16 protein-coding genes are annotated in these 24770 nt (G+C 59.7%); 7 read left to right on the top strand and 9 right to left on the bottom strand.

All coding sequences use genetic code 11. The features are described from left to right. Positions 1-11: 11 nt before the first annotated feature. The 6 genes from ACA054_RS26765 to ACA054_RS26740 form a co-directional block, all read right to left on the bottom strand. Complete coding sequence (locus ACA054_RS26765) at positions 12-1076, bottom strand: imelysin family protein (protein ID WP_497686915.1); 1065 nt, start codon at positions 1074-1076, stop codon at positions 12-14. A gap of 26 nt (positions 1077-1102) precedes the next feature. Beyond that, positions 1103-2530, bottom strand: coding sequence for a di-heme oxidoreductase family protein (locus tag ACA054_RS26760; RefSeq protein WP_497686914.1), 1428 nt, complete (start codon positions 2528-2530; stop codon positions 1103-1105). Between the two features lie 277 nt (positions 2531-2807). Beyond that, positions 2808-4163, bottom strand: a complete 1356-nt coding sequence (locus ACA054_RS26755) for an imelysin family protein (protein WP_497686913.1) — start codon at positions 4161-4163, stop codon at positions 2808-2810. Positions 4164-4395: 232 nt separating this feature from the next. Next, positions 4396-6447, bottom strand: a complete 2052-nt coding sequence (locus ACA054_RS26750) for a putative bifunctional diguanylate cyclase/phosphodiesterase (RefSeq protein ID WP_497686912.1) — start codon at positions 6445-6447, stop codon at positions 4396-4398. A gap of 315 nt (positions 6448-6762) precedes the next feature. Further along, entirely contained in the window at positions 6763-9171 is a 2409-nt protein-coding gene (locus ACA054_RS26745; protein ID WP_497686911.1) for a glucose/quinate/shikimate family membrane-bound PQQ-dependent dehydrogenase, read from the bottom strand. Positions 9172-9385: 214 nt separating this feature from the next. Next, entirely contained in the window at positions 9386-10768 is a 1383-nt protein-coding gene (locus tag ACA054_RS26740; RefSeq protein WP_497686910.1) for a carbohydrate porin, read from the bottom strand. A 323-nt stretch (positions 10769-11091) separates the two neighbouring features. Here ACA054_RS26740 and ACA054_RS26735 point away from each other — a divergent pair, with 323 nt between their 5' ends. Then, on the top strand, positions 11092-11322 hold the full coding sequence (locus tag ACA054_RS26735) for a VF530 family protein (protein WP_497686909.1): 231 nt from the start codon (positions 11092-11094) through the stop codon (positions 11320-11322). A 19-nt stretch (positions 11323-11341) separates the two neighbouring features. Then, on the top strand, positions 11342-11968 hold the full coding sequence (locus ACA054_RS26730; protein WP_497686908.1) for a Pr6Pr family membrane protein: 627 nt from the start codon (positions 11342-11344) through the stop codon (positions 11966-11968). Positions 11969-11983: 15 nt separating this feature from the next. Here the strand turns inward: ACA054_RS26730 and ACA054_RS26725 are convergent, their stop codons facing one another. Both ACA054_RS26725 and ACA054_RS26720 read right to left on the bottom strand, forming a co-directional pair. Continuing rightward, positions 11984-12775 (bottom strand): siderophore-interacting protein, encoded by a 792-nt coding sequence (locus ACA054_RS26725; RefSeq protein ID WP_497686907.1) that lies wholly within the window; start codon positions 12773-12775, stop codon positions 11984-11986. Further along, positions 12772-13347 carry a PadR family transcriptional regulator gene (locus tag ACA054_RS26720; RefSeq protein WP_497686906.1) on the bottom strand — a complete coding sequence of 192 codons (576 nt, stop codon included), beginning with the start codon at positions 13345-13347 and terminating at the stop codon, positions 12772-12774. Before ACA054_RS26720 ends, ACA054_RS26725 begins: the two co-directional genes overlap by 4 nt. A 490-nt stretch (positions 13348-13837) precedes the next feature. On the opposite strand from ACA054_RS26720, the gene ACA054_RS26715 reads away from it, so the two are divergent. The 5 genes from ACA054_RS26715 to ACA054_RS26695 all read left to right on the top strand — a co-directional run bounded on the left by ACA054_RS26715 (position 13838) and on the right by ACA054_RS26695 (position 19570). Beyond that, positions 13838-14323, top strand: coding sequence for a CS1 type fimbrial major subunit (locus ACA054_RS26715; protein WP_497686905.1), 486 nt, complete (start codon positions 13838-13840; stop codon positions 14321-14323). 110 nt (positions 14324-14433) lie between these two features. Further along, positions 14434-16956 (top strand): TcfC E-set like domain-containing protein, encoded by a 2523-nt coding sequence (locus ACA054_RS26710; protein ID WP_497686904.1) that lies wholly within the window; start codon positions 14434-14436, stop codon positions 16954-16956. A gap of 27 nt (positions 16957-16983) precedes the next feature. Beyond that, positions 16984-18273, top strand: coding sequence for a hypothetical protein (locus tag ACA054_RS26705; RefSeq protein ID WP_497686903.1), 1290 nt, complete (start codon positions 16984-16986; stop codon positions 18271-18273). 59 nt (positions 18274-18332) lie between these two features. Then, the gene (locus ACA054_RS26700; protein ID WP_497686902.1) at positions 18333-19073 is read left to right on the top strand and encodes a molecular chaperone; all 741 of its coding nucleotides are present in this window, start codon (positions 18333-18335) and stop codon (positions 19071-19073) included. A gap of 5 nt (positions 19074-19078) precedes the next feature. After that, on the top strand, positions 19079-19570 hold the full coding sequence (locus ACA054_RS26695) for a CS1 type fimbrial major subunit (protein WP_497690377.1): 492 nt from the start codon (positions 19079-19081) through the stop codon (positions 19568-19570). Positions 19571-19600: 30 nt separating this feature from the next. Here ACA054_RS26695 and ACA054_RS26690 read toward each other — a convergent pair whose 3' ends face one another. Next, positions 19601-24664, bottom strand: coding sequence for an NEL-type E3 ubiquitin ligase domain-containing protein (locus tag ACA054_RS26690; RefSeq protein WP_497686901.1), 5064 nt, complete (start codon positions 24662-24664; stop codon positions 19601-19603). Positions 24665-24770 lie beyond the last annotated feature (106 nt).

Genomic DNA, 24770 nt, shown 5'->3' with positions numbered 1-24770 from the left:
ACTCGCCCTCATCAGTCACCGTCGTTGGCATTGAAGCCCAGTTGGATGCCCAGCGCCTTGGCCAGCTCGCCTTCGTGCAGGCGGTGGACAACGTTGAGGCTGTCGTAGAGGTCATTGAGTTGCTGGCGACCGGCGTCGTCGTTGAGCATTTCGGTCAACGAGCGCTGGCTGCTGGCGAACAGTTTCAACGAGGCGGCATAGGCCGCGTCGATCTTGTCGGCCAATGGCTTCTGCTCGCTCGGCAACAGGCCTCGAAGGCCTTTGTTGTCGACACCTTCCCACACGGTTTTGGCGGCGGCGAGGCTGGCTTCGAGACTGGTCAGGGATGACTGGCTGCGCCAGGCATCGGCCTGGAACGGCTGCGGCACGCCTTTGCTCTGGCGGCCCATCGGCGTGCCGAGCTTCTTCTTCAAGGTATCGAGGGCGGTCACCTGCACGCGCAGCAGATCGGCGATCGCTTCGTGGGAGTCGGCGTAACGCTGGTTCGGGAACTTGCTCATCTGCGCGAGCATGCCGTCGGTGTTGTTCCAGCTTTTGAGAATCTCTTCGGCCAGCTGTTTCTGACGCTCGCCAATGGCGATCAGCAGCGGGCAGTACTTGGCCTTCTGCTCGGCGTTGGCCACATCAGGCTTGCTGTCGAACAGGATGTATTCGTAGGCCGACAGGCCTTGAACCACCACGCTGGATTTGGCCAGTGCAGCGGCATCGATTTGCGGTTGCGCGGTGACCAGTTGTTCGACCTGACGACCGACCAGGTTCTTCTTGTCGGGCCAGAATTGCACCTGCCAGGCACGGTTGCCCTCGGCCAGTGGACCAATCAGCAGCGGTTGCAGCTGGGCCCAGGCTTTTTGCGCGTGCAGGAAATCGGCGCGGGCGGTGTCGAGGTTTTCCTTGCCTTCGCAGTAGGCGAGGGCGCTGACGGCCAACTGGCGGTCAGCTTCAACCCAGCGGGTGTAGGTCGGCAGAATCACCGACTTGGCGATCGCTGCCGAGGTGACGGCTTGTGGGTCCTGCGGCGAGCAGGCGCCCAGGGCTAGCGCGGCAAGGCTGGTGAACAATAATTTGGGACGGAACATGTCGGGCTCCCGCGGGAAGATACGTATTAAAGGGAATTCAAAAACGCCAGCAACGCAGCGCGCTGCTCGGCATTGAAAGACAAAACCTGTTGCTGCGCCGATTTTGCCTCGCCGCCATGCCAGAGCACGGCTTCAAGCAGATTGCGGGCGCGGCCGTCATGCAGGAACTGGGTGTGGCCACTGACCGCCTGCGTCAAGCCGATGCCCCACAACGGCGGGGTACGCCAGTCGCGGCCACCGGCCTGGAATTCAGTGCGGTTGTCGGCCAGGCCGTCGCCCATGTCATGCAGCAGCAGATCGCTGTATGGGCGAATCACTTGATTGGCCAGTTCAGGTTCGGCGGCGTTGGCGGCGGTGGTGTACTTGGGTGTGTGACAAGATTGGCAGCCGGCCTGGTAGAACAGGTTCTTGCCGGCCAGCACTTCAGGCGCGCCGACATCGCGGCGCGCCGGTACGGCGAGGTTGCGGGTGTAGAACAACACCAGACGCAGAATATTGTCGCTGACTTCCGGCTCGCCATCGGGGCCGTTGCCACTCGGCGCCTGCTTGCAGGCCGTTTGCGCGTCGCTGCAGTCGTCAAAGGGTCTCAGGCGGGTCGTGAGGCCCATATCACCGGAAAACGCGTGGACATTTTGTTGATTGAGGTTCGGCTGCCCGGCTTTCCAGCCAAATCGCCCGAGCACGGTTTTCTGCTGCACGTCATCCCAGACCCGGTTCGGGCGGCCGGCGATGCCGTTGTTATCTTTCGCCTGGGCTTGGGCGTTGGCCAGGATCGCCTCTTCCGGGATGGCCTCCAGCAAGCCCAGGCCGATCATCGGCGGCGCCACACGTGCCGAGAATCGCGTGTCGGGGTGCATCGGGCCGTAGTTCAATTGGGTGATGTTCAAGCTCGGTTTGCGCAGCTCGACTTCGGTGCCGTCCTTGAAGCGAATCGACACCGGCGTGTAGTCGATCCGCACCTTGCCTTCCGGCGTGGCACCGGGCACGGCCATGTCCTGGAACTGCCCACCATAGACGGGCTCCGGAACGACACCCTGTTGCTCGATGACTTTGGCGTAGGCCGCGGCGTCGGGAATCGACAGGCGTACCAGCATCGACACGGCATTGCGCGCATCGGGCGCCGGCGGGTGACCGCGGCCGTCCTTGATATGGCAGCCCTGACAGGCATTGGTATTGAACAGTGGGCCGAGGCCGTCGCGGGCGGTGGTGGTCGACGGAGCGATCACCCAGGGACTGCGAAAGAAACTGTTGCCGACGCTGAAGTCCACGCGCCGCGACGGCGGCAGGTTGGCGGAGGGCAGCGAAAAGGCGTTCTGATCGGTCTTGCGCACGGTCGTGCTGCCGCCGGAGCGGGCTTCACCGGGTTCAGCCTGGGTGAACTTCGGGGCGTCATCGCAGGCACTCAGGCCCAGGGCCAGCAACAGTGCGGACAAGCGAAGAGGCAGCGAGGGCATCAGACATCCTGCAAGACGAGCAAAACAAGGGCGCAAAGTCTAACAGGGCAGGGGAATTTGAATAAGAGGAATTATCGTTTGCTTGATGTGGGCACACGCCATGAACACACTACAAACCTCTGTGGGAGCGAGCCTGCTCGCGAATGCGGTATTGGCCGCACTGAAGATGTTGCCTGTAATGGCCTCTTCGCGAGCAGGCTCGCTCCCACAATGGACCGCATCCTGCCCCATGAAAAAGGCGACCCGAAGGTCGCCTTTTTCATTCAGCCAGCGTTGATCAGAACTCGTGATCAGCGTTGTCCGGGTTCAGGTCGCTGATACCCAGTTTGCCAGCGGCGGCTTCGATCGAACCGGTCTGCTTGACCAGCGAAGCGATGGCGTCACGGACGATCTGGTTGCCGGCGGTGTTGCCGGCAGCGATCAGCTGGTCGTAGTGCTCACCCTTGTTGGCGTGGTCAACGATGATCTGCATCTTGGCTTCGGTGGCGGCCAGGTCGGCCTTGAGCGCGGTGTCGGCAGCCGGGTCGGCCTTGGCCACCAGGGACGACAGGCTGGCGCCGGTCATTTTGCTGCCATCGACGCGGGTGTATTCGCCCAGGTACACGTTACGCACGCCTTTGGCATCGTAGAACTGCGAGTTGTGGGTGTTGTCGCTGAAGCAGTCGTGTTCGTCTTCCGGGGAGTTGGCTTCCAGGGAAACCTTCATGCGCTCGCCCGCCAGTTCGCCCAGGGACAGGCTGCCCATGCCGAACAGCATTTTACGCAGGCCGCTTTCAGCCGGTTCCGCTTCCAGGGTGGCGCGGTAGTTGTCGGCCACGTTCGGCTTCCAGTTACCGACCATTTCTTCCAGGTCGTTGACCAGCAGTTGAGTCACGGATTTCAGGTAGGCGCGGCGACGATCGTTGTGACCGCCGGTGGCGCCTTTGCCTTCCAGGTAGTCGGTAGCTGGACGGTTGCCGGCGCCAGGGCCGGTGCCGTTCAGGTCTTGGCCCCAGAGCAGGAATTCGATGGCGTGGTAGCCAGTGGCGACGTTGGCCTCGGAACCGCCCAGCTCGTTCAGGCTGGCGAGTTTTTCCGGAGTGATGTCCTTCACGTCGACCTTGTCTTCGCCGACCTGGATTTCAGTATTGGCGATGATGTTGGCCGTGGCGCCAGGGTTACCCAGTGCGTGCTCGTAGGATTTGTCGACGTAGTCGATCAGGCCTTCGTCCAGTGGCCAGGCGTTCACCTGACCTTCCCAGTCGTCGATGATGGTGTTGCCAAAGCGGAACACTTCGCTCTGCAGGTAAGGAACGCGGGCGGCGATCCAGGCAGCCTTGGCGGCTTTCAAGGTGTCGGCGTTCGGCTTGGCGAGGAAGGCGTCGACGGTGGATTGCAGGTTTTTCGCGGTAGATTCGGCATCGCTGTAAACAGCGAAAACCATATCGGCATAATGCGCGACAACGGCTTTGGCAGCAGCTTCGTCGACCTTGCTGGCAGCGGCAGGTGCAGCGGCTGGAGCGACCGGGGCTGCGGCAGTGCTGGCCGCCGGCGCAGGAGCGGCAGCTTTTCCTTGGTCTTTGCCTTCACCGCAACCGGCGAGGGAAATTGCGATGGCCAACAGACTGGCGGTAGCCAGAGGCATACGAATCATGGCGAACATCCTGCTTCGAGAGGGGGTGGTATAACGCGTCCAGCGCGCAAAACTGCCACATAATGCAAATCTTTCGCATTATGTGTAAAGGGTTGTGGTTGGAAATATTTCTTATTCGCGGGGGGGACTGAACAAAAGATCGCAGCCTCGTTTCACTCGACAGCTCCTACACAGCTCCTACGGACGCATTGATCCCTGTAGGAGCTGCCGCAGGCTGCGATCGTTTGATCGTTTACAAAATAGCCGCGTTGCTGCGCTGGGCCTGCTTCAGATAAGCGCCCAATTCCCGCGCCGGCAAGGGTTTGCTGTAGAAGTAGCCCTGACCCTCGTGGCAGCCTTCGGAGATGATATAGGCCTCCTGCTCCAAGGTTTCCACGCCTTCGGCAATCACCTGCATGCCCAGGCTCTTGCCCAATTGAATGATGGCGCGAACGATGGTTGCGTCGTCATCGTCATCGAGCAGGTCCTGTACGAAACTCTTGTCGATCTTGATCTTGTCCAGCGGCAGGCTTTTCAGATAACTCAGTGACGAATAACCCGTACCGAAGTCGTCGATGGCGATCAGCGCACCGGAGCGGCGCAGGCTGAGCAAATGCTGGGCGGCGGTACTGATGTCTTCCATCAGGCCGGTTTCGGTGACTTCCAGCTCCAGGCTGCGCGGGGGCAGGCGATACATCTGCAACAGGTTGTTGACCACCCGTGGCAACTCGGCGTGGTGCAACTGCACGGTGGAAAGATTCACTGCCATGCGCAGGTCGCTGAAGCCCTGGTCGTGCCAGTCGCGCAACTGTTTGCAGGCCTGGTCCAGCACCCATTCACCGATGGCGATGATGGTGCCGTTCTTCTCGGCCAGGGGAATGAACAGGTCCGGCGGCACCAGGCCGTGTTCGGGATGCTGCCAGCGGATCAACGCTTCGACGCCGACTACCCGGTGATCGCGATAGCTGATCTGCGGCTGGTAGACCAGGTAGAACTGGTCGCGGGTCAGGGCATCGCGCAGGTCTTTTTCCAGCTCGCGACGGCGACGCATTTCGGTGTCGACGCTGGCGATATAGAACTGATAGCGGTTGCGCGAGCGGGTCTTGGCCAGGGTCATGGTCTGCTCGGCTTTTTGCAGCAGCTTCTCGGTACTGTTGCCATCCTCGGGGAACAGGGTAATGCCGATGGTGGCGCGCAGGCGGATCTGCTGATGATCCAGGGCAAACGCCGCTTCCAGGTCATCGAGAATGCTTTGGGCCAGCTCGGCGGCTTCGTAGGGTTGTTCGATATCGGCCTGGACCAGGGCGAACTGGTCGCCACCCAGGCGGGCGAGGGCGCCAAGGCGTCCGCTGTGCGCGCGCAGGCGATCGGCCAGGGCCAGCAGCAACTGGTCGCCGGTCTGGTAGCTGAACTGTTCGTTGATGCCCTTGAAGTCATCGAGCCCGACACACAGCACCGCGACCCGGCGTTGCAACTTGCCGGCATCGACGAGGATCCTGTCCAGCTGCGTTTGCAATTGCTGGCGGTTCGGCAGGCCGGTAAGGAAATCGTACTGGGCCATGCGCAACAGGCTGTTTTCCGCTTCGTGGCGCAGGTGGGTGTTGCGCTCGATGGATTCGAGCAACTGGTTGGCGGTGTTGATCCAGAGCCCCAGTTCGTTCTTCTCGTGGCCCTTGAGCAATGGAATCTTGTGCTCGCTGGGGCGGTCGGGATTGATTTCGGTCAGGTGCTCGATGATTCGCGACAAGGGTTTGGTCAACAGCCAGTGATAGACCAGGTACAACACCAGTCCCATCGCCATGGCACGCAATACCCCGGAAATGAAGATGATCACCGAACTGACGATAAAGCCCTTGCCGTAGGTGGCGGTGTCGAGGGTGATGCTCAGGTCGCCGTAATACTCGCTGTAAGGGCCACGTCCCACCAACTGGGTGGTGAAGGTGCGTTCCTTGCCGAGGATCAGGTCGGTCAGCCAGCGACTGCTTGAGTGCTGCAACTCACGAGATTTCTGCGCCAGCATGGCTTCGTTGGGATGGCCTATGGACGCCTGACGCACGGCATCATCCTGAAACAGGCCTTCGATCACCTGCATGCCCATTTCCCGGTCAAGGCTGTAGACGGCCTGGGTCGAGGGGTCGCGGAACATGTCGAGGATGCGTTCGGCATCGCCAGCAACGGCCTGGCGTGTTTTATAGGCATCGAAAACGATCTGCGCGCAGCTCAAGACTACGCCGACGATCAATGCCGACAGGAGCACGACCCGGAGCAACTTCACCGACAAGCTGTTCTTGAGTTCCAGCTTCAAAGGGTAATTCCTTGTTCCGTGCGGGTAGCATCAAGTTGCCATGAGTATTGGCAATCCCGTGATGGCAGTCAAAGGGACAATCCATCCTGCGGAATTTTGCCTGCAGCTTGGCCGATTTGCTGTGTCTGGGGCAATTGCCCGATCAGTACTGTGTCGGTAGTCGAGTCCTTCAACTTGAGGGGGATTGGGACAAAATTTCCTTTTGTTTGATGTTAGACGGCTGTGGCGTTGAGGCAAGGTGCCGGATGGGTCGTTCGCCCACAAAAAAGGCGACCCCCTTGCGAGAGTCGCCTTGGCTTTAACTACAGTTGCCGCTTATTCCGACAGTTTGTAGGCAATCACATAGTCACCCTGTTTGGTGCCCAGCGAACCGTGACCACCAGCCACGACCAGCACGTATTGCTTGCCATCCTTGCCGGTGTAGGTCATCGGCGTGGTTTGCGCGCCTGCCGGCAGGCGACCTTCCCACAGTTGCTTGCCGTTTTTCACGTCGTAGGCACGCAGGTACTGGTCGAGGGTGCCGCTGAGGAAACCGACGCCACCGGCGGTGGTGAAGGTGCCGCCCAGGCTCGGGACGCCCATGCTCAGCGGGATCGGAACCGGCGAGCTGTCGCGCACGGTACCGTTCTTGTGCATCCAGATTGTTTCATGGGTGGTCAGGTCGATTGCGGCCACGTATCCCCACGCTGGTGCCTGGCACGGCAGGCCCATTGGCGACAGCAAGGCTTCGAGCACCACGCCGTACGGCGCGCCCTTGTTTGGCTGCACGCCTTCGGTTTCGCTTTTGCGCGGGCCCTGGGCGGCGATTTCGGCGGCCGGGATCATTTTCGATTTGAACGCCATGTAGCTCGGGTTCACGAACGCGATCTGACGCACCGGATCAACCGCGATACCGCCCCAGTCGAACACACCGAAGTTGCCTGGATAAACGATCGAACCCTGCAGCGATGGCGGGGTGAACGGGCCGTCGTAGCGCATGGATTTGAAGTCGATCCGGCAGATCAGCTGGTCGAACGGCGTGACGCCCCACATATCGCGCTCTTGCAGCGGCGGCGGCATCAGGTTCAGGTCGGATTTCGGTTGCGTCGGCGAGGTGTGGTCGCCTTCCACCGCGCCTTGCGGCACCGGCACTTCGTTGATCGGCACGATGGCCTGGCCGGTGCTGCGGTCGAGCACGTAGATGCTACCTTGCTTGGTCGACGCCAGGACGGCCTGTTTCACGCCGCCGGCGGTTTTCAGGTCGATCAGGGTTGGTTGGCCGCCAACGTCCATGTCCCACAGGTCATGGTGAGTGAACTGGAAGTGCCAGCGCACTTTGCCGGTAGCGATGTCCAGAGCGGTCAGGCCGGCCGCGTGCAGTTCCGACTCGGGGGTACGCGCGCCGCCGAACTGGTCCGGGGTCTGGTTGCCCATCGGCAGGTACAGCATGCCGAGTTTTTCATCGACCGCGAACATGGACCACATGTTCGGCGAGTTGCGGGTGTAGGTCTTGCCCTCGGCAATCGGCGTCGTATCGTCCGGGTTGCCGCTGTCCCAGTTCCACACCAGTTTGCCGGTGTGCACGTCGAACGCGCGGATCACGCCGCTTGGCTCGTCGGTGGAGACGTTGTCGGTGACATGGCCGCCAATCACCACCAGGTCCTTGGTGACCGCGGGTGGCGAGGTGGAGTAGTAGCCGCCGGCTGTGAAGCCGCCGATGTTGGCGCGCAGGTCGACCTGGCCCTTGTCGCCGAAGTCTTCGCACATCTTGCCGGTGTCGGCGTTCAGCGCGATCAGGCGCGTGTCGGCGGTGGGCAGGAAGATCTTGCGCGGGCAAGCGCTTGCCGGGGCCGGGCTGGCCGAACCGGTCGGGCTCTGTTCGGAGGCATAGACGGCGTCATCGTGATAGGTCACGCCACGGCAGGTCATGTGCGCCCAACCCTTGAAGTTCGCCGCATTCTGCGTCGACAGCTTCGGATCGAAACGCCAGATTTCCTTGCCGGTGTCCGGGTCCAGCGCGATCACCTGGCTGTGCGGCGTGCACACGTAGAGCATGCCGTTGACTTTCAGCGGGGTGTTTTCGGCGGTGGTTTCGCCTGGGTCGTTCGGCCCTGGCAGGTCACCGGTGCGGTAGGTCCAGGCCGGTACCAGTTTGTTGACGTTCTGCGGGGTGATCTGCGCCAGCGGCGAGTAACGGTCACCATGGGCGCTGCGGCCGTAGGAGTTCCAGTCACCGTCGGGCATGGCCGGTGCGGTGTTGGTCATGCCCGGCACGCTGTCGCGGTCCAGTTGACCCTTGATTTCACCCGGGTTGGTGAACTGGCTGGCCAGGGCCGTTGCGCCCGCGATCACCACGGCCACGCTCAGTGCGCCAGTGCCCATCGGCGTCGCGCCTGTGCGTAACAACGGACGGCGGAACCACGGCAGCAACATGACCAGGCCCAGCGCGAACAGCATCGCCAGACGCGGCACCAGCTGCCACCAGTCGAGGCCGACTTCCCACAGTGCCCAAACGGTGCTGGCGAACAGCACCAGTGCGTACAGGCCCAACGCGGCACGGCGCGCGGCGATCAGCAGGATGCCGGTCAGCGCCAGGCCGATACCGGCCAGCAAGTAGTACAGCGAGCCGCCGAGCATGCTCAGCTTGATCCCGCCGGCCAGCATGGCCAGGCCCATTAGCAGAAGCAGTATGCCGAGCAGGGTCGGCAATAGACGGCTTCGACTCAAAGCACCCTCAGTGCTCATAGTGTGGTTCTCCGTGACGTTTCAAGTGGTCCCGCGCAGGTTCACTGTAGATGACGATCCCGCGTGGGCAGGGTTCAGGTATATCTATCGGGTTCACGCAATCCCTTGTGGGAGCGAGCTTGCTCGCGATAGCGGTAGTTCACGCAACATCAATGTTGGCTGTGACGGCCTCATCGCGAGTAAGCTCGCTCCCACAGGGGTTTTGTGGTGTTGGTTAGAAGGACGACTGGATCTTGATGCCGCCAATCAGCGCGTCATCGACTTCGTTCACGCCACCGGGGTGGCGGATGTATTGCAGGTTCGGGCGCACGGTCAGCCAGTTCGTGACGTGCACGCCGTAATAGAGCTCGGCGCTGTATTCGGTGTCCTGCGGCGGCAGGAAGGCCGGGTTGTCGTAGTCAAAGACAGCCTTGGCCTGATTGCTCGCCTCGGCATTCTTGCGATACGCCGGGTTGACGTGCACGCGGGCCATGGCAAAGCCGATGTCATCCCTCGCGCGGGCATCGAACAGGCCTTTGTAGACGATGCCGGCCTGGACGTAATTGTCGATGGCGTTGGTTTTCTTGTCGTGCATCGTGCCGTTGGCGAACAGGCTCAGGCCGCGGGAATGGTCGCTGGCAATGCTGGTGACTTGCTGCTGAATACCGAGCCACACGCCGTGCTTGCTCGATGCGCTGCGGTAGGCCTCGCCACTCAGGGCGGCAGGCTGGCCGTTGCTGTCCTTGTAGACATCGGTGGCGTCGGCGTTGCTGTAGTAATAGCCAGCCCGGTATTCACCCGGCAGACCGTTGAGTTTTGGCGTCCACACCAGTTCCACCGGCAGGATTGCCCCTTGCGTGCCGCTGCCGCTGAGCTTGAAACCGTTGTCGCGATCGAGGTTCGAGGGGTTTTGCTCATACGCACCGACCTGCGCGTACAACTCGGGTGTCAGGTGATACTTGACCCGCATCGCCCACTGGCTGACTGGCCAGTTGTACCAGATGTCGCCCACCCAGTTGCCGACCTGGGAGCCGCAGAACGCCAGGTTCTGGAAGTCGCAAGGAAAACTGTTGAAATCTTCGCCTTCACCGAAGCGGCCGACCTTGATGTCGAGTTCCTGGTCGAAGAATTTCTGCTGGTACCACATCTGCGTCAGGCGCCAGGTTTGCCCGCGGCCCCAGACTTCCTGGGCCGAGGTGAAACCGCCGACGCGTGGATCGTTGATCCGGTCGTTGCTGATGTTGTTGCCGCTGCGTTCGGTGATGGTGAGCTGAAACTCGGCGTCGTTCCAGCCGAGGATTTTCTGCAGGTCCAGGTGAGTGCCGAAACCGAACTGATCGCTGTAGCGAGCGGTGCGATCGTGGTCGTAGCCGCCATGCAGATTGCTGCCCATTTCGCCGGTGTAGTCGATTTTGAAATCGTAGCCCTTCGCCGACAGATCACTGCGATTGCCGTTCCAGTCACCGAGCATCCACGGGGAGTCGCTATCGAAGGCCGGCGCCGCCTGGGTGCAAGTGACGAGGCTGAAAGCGCTAAGCCCTGCGAACAGGCTCAGGGCTTTTAGACGAGCAACAGGCGTAAAGACAGCGCTGTCTTTCGAGAATTGTAAATCAGGCATAGGGAAGAAATTCTTGATCTTTTTCTGGGGAATGAACGTGAACAGCAGACGCAAAGCGGATGGCGGAAGCGTTTCAGCCAGGGCGGGCGTAAGGATAATGTTCTGTTACAAATAGAGAAAGGGCTTTTACTGACATGCATCCTTTCGGATTTGGTAACAGTATGCAGCTTCCCCTGAGGAGCTGCCGAAGGTCCAGGCCGCGTTCGGACGATCTTTTGGGTTTCACCTACATTTAATCCAGAGCACACAGATCGCTTCCCCCCGGCGAAGCCCTCGGCTAAGGTGCGCGCCTTCTGCATTTTCACTTCGCCCAAAGGCCTGGCATGAACGAACAAACCCCCGATCCGCTGCACGGCGTGACCCTGGAACAGATCCTCAATGCGCTGGTGACCCATTACCAATGGTCGGGGTTGGCAGAGCGCATCGATATCCGTTGCTTCAAGAGCGATCCGAGCATCAAGTCGAGCCTGACGTTCCTGCGCAAGACCCCATGGGCGCGGGAGAAAGTCGAGCGCCTGTACGTGAAACTGATGCGCACCAAGCGTCCGGTTTGACATGCCGCCCGAGGAGGGTATGCAGCGACGCTTGATTACGCTGGCGGCCTTGCTTGGATGGGCCGGACTGAGTATTCAGCTGTATCTGATTTTTTTCGCGCGCTGGAGTATCGGCGCCAGTCTGCTGGGCGGCCTGGTGAGTTTCTTCAGCTATTTCACGGTAGTGACCAACACGTTGGTGGCGGTGGTACTGACTTGTGCCGTGACCCGTCGCGAATCGGCCGCGCGCCGTTGGTTTTTACAACCCTGGGTGAGCAGCGCAATCGCCGTGAGCATTGTCGTGGTCGGCCTCGCCTACAATCTGTTGCTGCGACATCTATGGCACCCCGAAGGCTGGCAGTTTATTGCCGATGAGCTGCTGCATGACGTGATGCCGATGCTGTTTCTGGTTTATTGGTGGTGCTGCGTGCCCAAGGGCACCTTGCGTGTCCGGCACCTGCCATTGTGGCTGGGCTATCCCTTGCTGTACTTCGCTTACGCGTTGTTGCGCGGGCATTCACTAGGCGCATACGCCTATCCGTTCATTGATGTGGCCACGCTGGGTTATCCCCGGGTGTTGGTCAATGCAGGAGGGATTCTGGCGGGGTTCGTGCTGGTTGCATTGGCGCTGATCGGCCTGGACCGCTGGCAAGGGCGGCGCGTGTAGCACCGCCAACAGCGTTTATTCCTCGTCGCTATCGTCCAGCCGCCAGTAGCCAACGGCTTTGACCAACTGCTCGTTCAAGCCATGTTCGTCGAGCAAGACCCGGCGAATCTGTCGCGATACTTTGCTCTCCGTGGCCACCCATGCGTACAGATTGCCCTTGGGCACCTGCAGTTGTTTAACGGTGGTCAACAGGTTGGCCTTGCCGCCCTCTCGTAACACCCAGATCACGTTGACCTGCGCGGCGCTTTCCAGCACCTGTTGTTCGGCGCCGTTTTCGACCTCGATCACCACCAGCGCCTTGCGATTGGCGGCCAAGCCCTCGAGGCGTCGGGCGATGGCGGGCAGGGCGGTCTCGTCGCCGATCAGCAGGTAGCTGTCGAAGATATCCGGCACGATCATCGATCCCCGAGGCCCGCCGATGTGCAGGAACTGCCCGGGTTGGGCTTGTTCGGCCCAGGTCGAGGCAGGGCCGTCGCCGTGCAGCACGAAATCGATATCCAGCTCCAGGGTTTCCAGGTCGTAGCGGCGCGGGGTGTAGTCGCGCATGGCCGGCATCGGGCCGTTGTCTTTGCCGGCGCCGAGCACCAGGGTTTCCAGCGCCGCCTGTTCCGCCGCGTTCTGCGGGAACAGCAGTTTGACGTGGTCGTCTGTGCCGAGACTGATGAAGCCGGCCAGCTCCGGGCCACCCAGGGTAATGCGGCGCATGCGCGGGGTCAGGTCGACCACTCGCAGCACCTCTAGGCGACGACGTTTTATTTCATGCATGACGCGGTGAATGGTTTGGGAAGGCGCAATAACGTCAGTCATTCAGCTGGCTCCTGGGCAGATTGAACGGCAGGGCCGTCGACAACGGCTTTGGCGGTGTTGTTGAGCAGGGTGGCGACGCGCTGGATTTCTTCCGGACTCCAGCGGCCGTGGTGCAGTTGCAAGGCATGGCGCAGGTTATGCACCGCCTCGTGGATTTCCGGCGGGCGATCATGACCGCGCAGCGAGCGTTTGCTGACATCGATGCGTACCCGCACGCCTTCCAGGGCAATGGCTTGTTCGCTCAGGGACAGGCGGCCGGCGTCGGTCACGCTGTAGCGTTTCTTCCCGCCTTCGGCATCACCCTGGATCATTTCGCTTTCTTCCAGAAAGGTCAGGGTGGGGTAGATCACGCCGGGGCTGGGGCTGTAGGCGCCGTCGAACATGCCTTCGATCTGGCGGATCAGGTCGTAGCCGTGGCAGGGCTGTTCGGCGATCAGCGCCAGCAGCAGCAATTTCAGGTCACCGGGGGCGAATACCCGTGGTCCGCGACCGCCACGTTCGCGGCCTGGGCGTTTTTCGAAGCCGTCGCGACCGTCGCCGTGTTCGCGGTGCGGGGAATGATGGTCTCTCATTTTTTCCTTCTCCTGTCGTGTCTAGATACAACGTAAGATATATCTTATGGCGTATGCAAGCTTTATTGACCGACGGTCGGGATGTCAGCTTCCCACCGGTCCGATAGGTAAAGGGAGAGCTGGCTTTTTTAGAGTAATTAAACTAATTATCAGGCTGATACTTGTTGTTGGAAGTTGGTTGTTGGATAAGTAGTATGGTTCTTACAGAAGTTGTTTGTGTTTTTGTCTGTATGCTTTTTCAGATAAAACTGTGTGTAGGATACAGCTGATGGATAAATGTCGTAGTTTGCTGAATTACTTACTTTTTCTACAGGTGTGTGGGTCTCTTTTACTACATGTTTTGTAGAGGTTTCGTACTTACTTTCTTAGGAATTTGGTCGATCATTCTTCCCGTCGAAAGTTGAAGCGAAATGCCATCATTCAGCGTGTTGGCACGTACCATTGAAACTTTCCACAGACCAATCCTTTGAAAAAAAACAGGTACTCGACCATGTTCAAGAAGTTTGCAATCGCCGTCCCGATGACCATCCTGGCCCTCAGCTCTTCGATGGCGTTCGCTGCGGAAGAAGCGCGCACGTCCATCAACATCAGCGCCACCATTCCTACCCAGGTCTTCCATGCCCAACCGGTCAATCCTGAATTCGGCAGGGATGAAGTGATGGCCTACAACCTGGCGGCCGGCACCCTGAGCCCGCTGCGTGCTGCTTACGATATTCGACACACCAACGGTTCGGTCGGTGCTTATGTGGAAGGCGGGCCGCAACCCCTGTACAACGGCAGCAGCAACATCGATCTGACCTATACCTTCAACGGTGTCACCTTGACCGGTGCTTCTCAGGAAGTGGTTGGCGATACCGAGTCCAACGGGGGTATGCGGGCTGATCTGGTGATTGCCGCGGCCAAACCCACTGCCACACAAACGGGACAGTTCACGGCCACTCCAGTCGTAATCTTCGATGCCATCCCGCGCATTTAAGACAAGCCCTGACTTAAGGCTCGGCCTTATTCGTTAACACTTACCGGTCGATGGGTAGTCACTGCCTGTCGATCGGGTTTTAACGCACTTATCCTCAGAGTATTTCGTTCATGTTCCCGATGACTTCCATCGCGACGGCGCTTGCCCTTTTTTTCTGCGCAACGGCCTTGGCCGCGCCAGCGGATAACGCTAATACGCCTCGAAGTTTGCTGGCGCAGGCCAAGGGTCTGCCCAGCGAGTTCGAAGAGCATTTTTTTGATGTGCCCTTGGCAGTGCGCGTGGAGCTTGACCAACAATTTCTCGGTGAGGCGATGGTGGTGTTATCACGCGACGATCGCCTCACCCTCGTTGACTTCGCTGATGTCAGCGACAGTACGATCAAACCCGGTGAGCGCGACACCTGGTCGGGCTATTTGAAGCAAGGTGTAGCGCTGGGCGGCTGCCAGGCCAACTGCCCGGAGCAACTGATGGCGGTGCACTACAGCCTGGAAAACTCACTGGTGTCGATCCTCACGCAAAACGCTGAGCGCGACGACCAGCAGCAGCGTTACTACAGCCTGCCCGAAGGCGGCAGTACCGGCTTGATCGTGCGCAACCAGCTGAACCTCAACGGCGGTCAGAATCAGGACCTGGGTGGGCGCTATGGCCTTGAGGCCAGCAGCAGCCTGGGCAACTGGACTCAGGCGGTCAACATTCAACTGTCACGACTGGGTGGCCTGGATAACCAGCTTTATCACTCGGTGAACGAGCTCTACACCCAACGCGAACTGGAGGGTAGTTTTCTACGTTTGGGTTTGTTCACGCCCTCGTCCGAAGGGCTGACCCGACAACCGCGTACTTTTGGCACCAGCCCCGACACTGCGCTGGGCGTGATGTATGGCAGTTCCGACAGCCTGGCCATCAATAACCCGAAACCGGCGGTCTATCCGATCTACGTCACCGCCAATCGCCAGGGCTCGGTGGAAATCTACCGCGACGGTTTGTTGATCAATACCCAGGCGATGCCCGCCGGGTTGCAAACCCTCGATACCCGCCCGCTACCGGGTGGCATCTATGAAGTGGAAGTACGCCTGATCGAGGACGGTCAGATCACCTCCAGCACCCAGGAGCTGGTCTACAAGCCGAGTAACTGGCGCAATCACGAAGAACGCTGGCGCTACAACCTGTTTGCCGGTCGTGAGTCCAAAGTGCTCAGCAACTGGGACGAGCAGGACGATGGCGACATGACCGCGGGCGCGGCGTTCAACTTCCTGCTGCACCCACGGGTCATTCTGGGGTTGAGCGGGCGACAGGTGCGCGATGCGTTGCAGTACGGCACTTCGGTCGATTGGGCGATCGTCAACAATGCCAGTCTCTTTGCCAACGTCTACCAGACTGAAGACTACGGCACTGGCCTGGATGTGCAGGGGCTGTATTCCTACGGCAGCGGCAGCATCGTCGCCAGCCATAACCGCAGCTGGCTCGACACCACCCGGCTCTACGACACCCTGCCCGACGGCACGCGGGTGCGCCAGCGCAATGTGTTTGTCGGTCAGACCAGTAACTCGTCGCTCTCGGTGAATCATCGAATCACCAGCAAAAGCTCGGTCAATGCCAGGGTCTCCCACAGCGAAGGCAACACCGAAGGCACGGGCGTGGATCTGGGCTGGACCCAGCGCACCCGACTGTTTGGCAGTGACGCCAACTGGCGGCTGTCATTGTTCGACCGACCCGGCAGCTTCAGTTCGGGTGACGACCGCAATCGTGGCGTCGACTTGAGCGTGAACATTGCCTTGGGCGGCCCGGGTGAGCAGATCTCCGGCAGCATTGGCACTCGCACTGCCCGAGACGGCGGTCGGGATAACAACGCCTCGGTCACCTACCGCAAAGACCTGCAGGATCACCTGCTGCAAAGCGTCTCGGCCACGGCCATCACCGACACCTACGGCGTCGGCTTGAACGCAATGGCAACCATGCAAACGGACCTGGTCCACGGCGATGGTTTCATCCAGCGTTCGTCTTACAACAATGACCTCACCGGTGGCCTCAATCTGGACAGTACCGTGGCCGTCGGTGACAAAAAAATGATCATGACCAGCCAGTACCACCGCAACGGTGCCGGCATGATCATCGATGTGGAGTCGGACATCGACGGCATCGCCCTGCGTGCCGACGACTTGAGCGGCGGCAGCGTGCTGCTCAAGCCCGGGCGCAATTTTGTGCCGATCACTGCTTACAGAAGCAGCTCGATCAGCTTCGATTTCGAAGGTAATCACGTACCCGCAGCGACCATCCAGCCGGCGCGGTCGAGCTATCACCTGAACAAGGGCGGTGTGGATTACCGCAAGATCACCATCAGCAAAACCCTGACCGTGCTCGGCCGTTTGATCGACCCTCAGGGCAAACCGCTCAAGGGGCATCACATCATCAACCACGCCAGCCGTGGGGTCAGTGAAGTGGACGGGTTCTTCTCGATGGAAATGAAGGCCGGCTCACCGACCCTGGAAGTACGTTACGGCGATCAGTTGCTGTGCCAGTTCCGCCTCGACCCAAGTCAGGCCAGCCGCGAGAGCGAAGTACTGATGATCGGTGACTTGCGGTGCACGCCGGACTCTCTGGCGGAAGCGACTTATGCCGCTGAAACGACCGGTTGAGCAATACATTTGATATTTGGATTTGATATGACTATCCCAAAAGAATTGGCTGAGCGCATGGCCGAGAAACTCCTGGCTACCGCCATGGCGTTGTTTTTCACAGTGCCTGCTTTCGCTGTAACGGTGCCCATTACCGCCGAGTTCAAACCAGATCGCACCAACCCCAGCGCTAATTATTTTAAGAACACAACGTCGATAACGGGAATTTGCGCTCACAGTCAATACAGTGCTTTTTGTCGATCAAGAAACTTGTTCAGCATCAATACACCCATCTTGTTTAACTCGACAGGGCCTATTAGTGCCAAGCATACCAACCCGCGCATGGGGGCGATGATACAGGCCAGGTCAGGATGGCGGGATCTGGAGGTAGTCCCGGTCGGGGGCGGGAAATCGGAAAGGTTGAGCTTTCGGATATCCGGGATTTCCAGTACCTATAAGACCACCACACCGGTTACCGAGTTGGTGGGTGTAGCTCCCAACGATACTCCCAAGGCACATCGTCTGCTCTGGACCGGAGGCAATCAAGGCAACTGGGATGCGGCCCCACGACCTTGTTTAACAACGGGGGCCCAGGCTGTTCCCTGGCCCAGTCAGTTTTTGTTTTTCTGGTTGATCCCTGTTGATGGGCTGTGCGCGAAAAACGCCAACTTCGATATTCCCGAATTTCAATACTACGCCTTCGATTTTGCCTACGAACTGCGCACTCCGAACCCGCTGGAAATGGCGACCGGGACTTACACCGGCAGCCTGATAGTGTCCTTGGGGCCCGGCGCAGATATTGATATGGGCGATATCATGGTACCGGACGACAACACTATCGAATTGAATTTCAGCTTGAGGGTAGAACACCTTCTTAAAGTCGATGTACCGCCGGGCGGTAACCGGGTGCAGCTTGAGCCACAAGGTGGTTGGCAGGCCTGGCTGAATCAAGGTCGAAGACCAACACGGTTATTTCGCGATCAAACCTTCAATATCTCGACCTCCACCCAATTCAAGATGCGCATGGAGTGTGAGTACACCCAGGATGGTAATACCTGCTCTTTACGAGAGCCGGTTTCCGGTCATGTGGTGCCGCTGAAAGTCAGTGTGAGTCTTCCCCATGGCTTGACCGACGCTGGCGGGCAATCAGTCAATCGTCGGCAGTTACTGCGTGATGGCAGTGGTACCGAATTGTTCCAGCCGGGTTTTTATGTGGAAAGTAAACCGGGAACGCTGCACTTCGAAATTCCTTCGGGCGAAGTGGCCGAAATGATCCGTCCAGGCGCGTCCCGGCAATACTCCGGCAATGTGACGGTTATCTGGGATTCGGCAATTTAGCCAGTTCTTGAAACAGGTCTTCGCAGCACTGCTGCATACAATCAACGAGGTACTGGAATATGAAACGCCTGTTGGCATTATTTGGTTTTTGTTTGATGACCCAAATCACTCATGCCGGCCCGAGCATCAATATCGGCACCGTTTACGACTACATGGACGGCGATAAAAGCACCTACCTGAAACGGGTCTTCAATGGCGGCGACAGCACCGCCTTCGTCAAGGTCAACATCCTGGAGATCCTCTACGACGCCGATGGGAAATCCACGGAGGTGCCGCTCAAAGCCAGCACCGACGGCGCCGCCCGGGATGGCCTGATGGCCAGCCCGGCGCGTTTGATCGTGCCCGCCAACGGCATGCAGGGCACGCGCCTGCTGTACATGGGCGAACGTGACCGCGAGCGTTATTTTCGCGTGCGCTTTGTCCCGGTGGTGCCCGAGAAGGAAGACGAGTTCGCGGTCTCCGGTGAAGAGCGTGAGGAATACAGGAAAACCCTGTCCGCCGGGGTCACGGTACTGGCCGGTTACGGCGCGGTATTTTTCGTGCGGCCCAAGGACGCGCGTTTCGCCAGCGTGATCGAAAACGACAAGGCCACCTATCGCATTCGCAACAACGGCAACACCGTGGTGGTAATCGATGAGTTCAAGGATTGCTCGGTCAAGAACGAGCAGGACTGTATGCCGACCACCAAGCATCACATTCTGGCGGGTCGCAGTTTCGAGTTTGAAAAGCAGGCGGGTCGCGAGTATCGCTTCACATTGGTTGAAGGCGAGAGCAGCAAGAAGCTCGATGTGAAGGGTTGATGACTATGTTCAGAAAACTGACGGTTCTGATGGTGTCTGCAATGGCATGCCATTCAGCTTTTGCTGCCCGAGAGGTGCATCAGTTCGACGTGTTCGTGACGATTCCGAGCCAGGCGTTCTACGTCATTCCCGCCGACCCCGACTGGATTCACCGCGAGCAGCAGTTGCCGTGGAATCTGGTGACCTCGACCCTGGGCGGTTTGCGCAAATACTTCGATGTGAAGAATGAGGCCGGCTCCATCGAAGCCAGGCTCGAAGGTCGGCCTTACCTGTCCAATGGCAAGGATGTCGACGACATAGGTTTACGTGTGCTGTTCAACGGCCAATCCCTGAGTGAGCGGGAAAACACCGAGGTGGTTTCACTGAGCGAAGCCGCGCAAGGCAAGCGGGTATTACTGGAAGTGCTGCCAATACCACCGGCTGACGGCGTCTATAAACCGGGCAGTTACTTTGGCAGCGTCAATCTGATTTTTAATGCCTTGCTGCCGGGGGCCTGATGCATCGCCCGATGCATCAGGGATTACCAGTTACTGCTCGGTGTCTCTTTGCAATGCCGTGCGGGTCAGTTTTCTACTCAGCTCTTTCTCTTCGTAGCCCATGTCGAGAAACAGGCGGTTGTAGACCTCATCGGTCATGTCCTCCTCGGTGAGTACCACACTGTCATCTACCTCCAGGCGCCGGGCGATGTCCTGCAGGCGCTGTTTCAGTGCCTGTCGTTGCGCCACTGGCTGACTTTTGGAGGTGGCCCAAACGTGTTGAGCTTCGCGCAACTCATCCAGCAAGTCGCTTTTGGCTTCGAGCAGGCGGGTATTGCGCAGGAACTCGTCCGGATGGGTGTCGCGCAGGTACTTCTGCCAGAACGGCTGCTCGAGCATGTCATTAATCAAGCCATCGCCGGCCTCCATCGAGGTCACCGTGTCGAAGGCGGTATCGAGAGTCTGCGTACTCACACCGGCGATCTCGCGATGTATCATCGACTCCGACTGCCAGGGGAGCTCGAGGCGCCGGGCCAGGCCGGTTTCGTAAGCGAGGTAGACTTCCACCTCATCCGGATTACCCTCACGGCTGGCGAAATCCGCACGGGCTATATCATCCACCCGCCCCAGGCGCGCGGCGCCTTTGGCCAGGCTCACCAGTTTGCTTTCCAGGACGGCGTTGGAGGTCGACTGGGCATAGGCTTCGGTGGCGAGCACCTTGATGCCCATATGGTTGAACACCTGGGCTCCCGCATCGGCGCATGTGGTGGGTGAGCTGGCCATTTCGAACAGGTCCTTGCGCAGTTCGGTGTCCAGGTCGATGGCTTCGATCATGCGCCACACGCGATCACTGAGCTGCTGGCGCAACTGGCCACCGGCGCGGTAATCGGCCGAGCGGGTCTGCTTGTCGATCAGGGAAAAGAAGCCTTCGGAGTCCGGCTCGGTCATCAGGTTGTCCCAGGCCTCTTCGCGGAAGGTTCCCAGGCCCGGCGCCCGGTTACTCCACCAGGTCGAGTCGTTGTTCATCGGCCACTGGTCCATGGCGTTGGTCGCCGCCGGCGAGTACACCTGCTCGGGGGCGAGGCCGACCGAACGTCGATACTCCCTGTAGAGCAGTCGATTGCGTTCCGACAAGGGTGTTTCGTGGATCAGGGTGCGGGCCACGATAAAGGCATCGTCGGAACCGGGAACCACGTTCGGCAGTTCGCTGATCGGGTTGTTCAGCAAGTCCAGGAAGAAACCCCGGGGGCGACGCTTGCTGAATGGCCCGAACAGGCCCTCGGGCCATTGGGTTGCACCCGTGGTGCTCAAACCCAGGATCCTGAGTTTGGGCATGCGTGAGACATCCGGAAGCAACCTGAGTCGCGGATTGTCATCGAGCCTGAGGGTTTCCAGGCGAGTCAGGTTGCGCAGTTGCTCGACGGCCGAAGCCGTCAGGGTGAGGTCATTGTTCATCAGGCGCAAGGTGCGCAGGAAGTGCATCTCGCCGATGCTTTCTGGCAGCTGCGTCAAACCGCAGCTCCTGGCGCTCAGCTGGCGCAGGTGAGGGAAGTCTTCCAGCAGGCTGGACGCGCTGGCGGAAAAGGTCGTGCGGTCCAGGTTCAGGGTGTCGATCTGATCCAGATAGTGCTTGAGGTCCGGCAGCTTCTGCCACCAGTTCTCAAGATCGATAACATTCATCTCTGTGGACAAGTCCAGCACGTAGCGGCCATTGGCGGTGGTGTTGCGTTCACCCAGCACCGTGGGCTTTCGTTGGAAGCATTCGATAAGCCGTTCAGAAATGTGCAACCCGCCACCGTTCACGAAACCTTCTCGATCCGGCCCCCAGGTCTCGGCTCGTTCGTAGCGCCAGCGATTCAACAGTACGTTCAGGTCATCCAGTTCCCGGTCCAGGGTGTCGAGCGTCTGATGCCCCTGCTCTTGCGAACCCAGGGACTGCACAAAGTTACTGACCTCTCGGTCGTTGAAATGGGGATAAAGGTCTTCGACTCGCTCGGTCAGTGTGGCAGCGGAGCGGGAGAATGTGGGGCCGCGCAATAGCGTCATGTCTTCGTGGTTGGCCATGGGGAGAATCGGCGGCGCGGCGAGGGCGGCGCGGCGTTCGAGCGGGGTGTCGGTCTTGGCCATGACCCATTGCCTGAAGCGCTCGCCCTGGCCTGGTTGATACCCAAGCTGTGCGCGTTTGTCGCTCGGCACGGCATTGAGGGTGGCCTCGTAAAAATCAGCGGCGTCATTCAGTCTGCGGTTGGCGCCGTCCCAGACTTCGAACTGGTTCTGCTCGTTCCTGACCAGCAGCCGGACTGTCGAGGCGTCCTGGTTCCCCACGCTCGTGCGCAGAGCGCCGTCAGTGGTGCCCTCGCGAACCTCGATGCGCAACTGCGCGAAGGTGTCGGTATGAATCCTCAAGGCGTTCAGCACCAGGCTTTCGGTTTGCGCCGACCACTGCGCGCCGTCGTGGAAACCTTCGTAGGCATGATTCGCCCGGGCTTCGAACGCGGCTTCACGGGCGCGGCTCTTGAGGCTCAGGGGCAGACGTTGCTCCTGGGTCAGGCGTGCGCGCTCGCCCGGTTCGGCAGTGTCCAGCAGGGTTCTGGCTGCCCGTGATGGGAGCTCGGGGTACCTCTGCCGGATCAGGCTTATCTGCGTGTCGTCAGAGGCTTGCGCACCCTGGTACAGCTGATTGACGATGTCGGTGTGCAGCCGGGTGGCTTCATCCGCGAGGCGATCGCGCATCGCCTGCACTTGCGTACTTTTCTCGGTCGGCCCGCCGAGTACCGTCTGCAGTTCCTCTTCGCTGAGAAACTCGGCCAGGTCGGGGGCGAACTCGGCGCTTGTGAGCCGTGCCAGGCTGATGGAGAGCGTCTGCTCGTTCGTTGCATCGGCATTGCCATACTGACGGAACGGGCCGGTCATATCGGATTTTTCGTAGATCTTCAGAGCTTTGTCCGCCGGCCAGCCCTCCAGGTAAGTCGCCAGCGGTTCAAACCAGTAGGCGTCAGGATCGAGCGCCTGGCCTGCGCGAATGTTCGCTATGTTTTGCCGGGTCTGGCGCTGGATGCGCAAGCGAGTGAGGCTGTCGTCCAGCAAGGGGGGCGGGGCGGTGTTGTCGACGTACATTCGGCGCAACGCCCCTTCATCGGTGCCGCTGGCGATGCGTACCTGTTCGAGGTCGGCGTCGGTAAAGGCATCTACCGAGTGGCCGAGGCGCCGCATCAGGGTCGGGCGTTCCCAGGCGCGCGGGTTTTCCGCTTCATGGGTCCAGGCGCCCTGACCGTTGTGTTTCACCTCGGGTTGATAGGCATTGTCGCGTTCGGGGTGCTTGACTCGCCAGGCGCTGGTTTGTGCGTCCTCTTGCACGGCGTAGTGCTCGTTCTCCAGAGGCAGGATTTTCTCGCCTTCGTGGGTATGCAGCCCCAGCGCGTCAGGACGCGAGTCGACCGGCAGTTGCACTTCGGGCCGCCGATAGGGGGTGAGGTCTGGATTCCACAGGCGAGGTTCGCCATTGGGCAGGGTCACCGGTTTCATACCCTCGATCAGCGGCGACAATTTCAGGCGCGCAAGGTCACCGATCTCGGCGCCAGCGGCAAACGCCACCAGCGACAGCAAGTCCGTGAATGCAGCGGCAATGTGCTCGCCGGCTTCGATCCGCAGCCCCATGGTCAGGTCGAGGATGCCTTCGACGACGTCGCTGGTCATCTGGTACACGGAGTACACCAGCATCAACTCACCCAGCCCAGGAACGAAAGGTGTGAAGACCATCAGGGCGACGTTGAAGAGGTCCGAGACTATTTTCTTGAAGTTCTCCCACCAGGCCCAGCGAGCGTTGGAGTCGGCCTCGGCGGTGGACACGGCGATGAACTTGGCGTCGTTGAGGATCTTGCTGAGTTTTTGTTCGAAACGGTACTGCCAGAGTTCGCCGGTGATCGGGGTCGCTGCGAAATGCAGGTTGGGGGCGGTGACAGGTATTTCGCGCCAGCTCGGACCCTGATCCAGTGGGGCTTTTTCGTGCCATTTCACTTCGAACAGACGTTGCTGCAGCCCGCCGAAAAAATGCCCGCGGTCGGCCTGATCGACGAACCGGCTGAAGTATTGCTGGTAGGTCATGCCGGTGGACGACACGACGGGATTGTCGCGCAGTTGTCGGGTCAGTTCATCCATGAAGGCGACGCTCGAAGCGTATTCCTTGAGCGGGTGCTCCGGGTCTTGCGGGACATAGGCAATGAGCGGAGTGACGGTGCGCACGCGTTGTTGCGCATTGGCGGTGAGCAACACGATGCCGGTCAGCCGACTGTCGAGAATGGACAACTCGCAAAATTCCATCACCCAGCCTTTGCGGGTGAGGTTGCGCTGGCCATCGAGCATGCTCAGGATCAGGTCTCGGGCGTCTGCGTCGATGTCGCCGGTCAGGACCGCCATTTGCGCGGCGGCCTTGAACGCGGCCTTGTCACTCTCGATAAGCTTGTGTTTCAAGACGCCTTGGGCAAGGCCGTCCTTGGGCTTCAACTGTTCTTCCAGGTACTTGTTGTAGCGTGCACCGATGTCCAGTTCGCGGCACAGGGTCTGGAACTGGGCGATGGTCATCTTTTGTTTGATCGGCAGGATATCGAAGTGACTGCGCGCATCGGGCTGGCTGATGAAATCCGAGTCCGCTTCGCAGGTTTCCTTGCTCGAAAAGTTGTGCAGGGCCGCGTCCAGCATTGAGACAGTGCGGGTGACCACGCCACCCAGATCGCTGGCGTACCAGGGCAGGGTTTTCGGTAGATAGAGGTGCAGGTAGGTTTTTGTTACATCGACATCAACCTTGTACTGTTCCAGCAGGGCGTCCGTGAGTAACGGTGCGGCGAACTCGTAGACGCCTTGTACTTTCTCCAGGGTTCGGTCGACGGTGTTTTGTGCTGACCAGAGTTCGAGGTTGGCCTGTTGCAGCGCCGTGTGATCAAAAGCCCTGGAGATTTTTGTCCACTGCCCTGGCGTGCTTTTGGTCAGGCTCATTTCGTCAATGCGGTGGCGCGAGGCTCCCTTGAACGTGGGGTCGATTCGGCTCTTGATGAATTGGTAGTGGCGACCTTTGTCTTCGCCGGTGTCAGCAAATGTACGTCCATGTATTTGCGGCATGTTTCAATAAACCTCAAGCGTTAAGTGGAGTTCCAGCCTAACGCTTGGGGCTTAAAGTAAAAGTTTGATTTATCGTTGCCGAATCGGTGCAAGCACGCTCAAACCT

It is taken from the genome of Pseudomonas sp. LBUM1653, assembly GCF_059716115.1.
The sequence above is the reverse complement of the archived record's forward strand: the minus strand, read 5'-3'. Positions and strand labels throughout refer to the sequence as shown.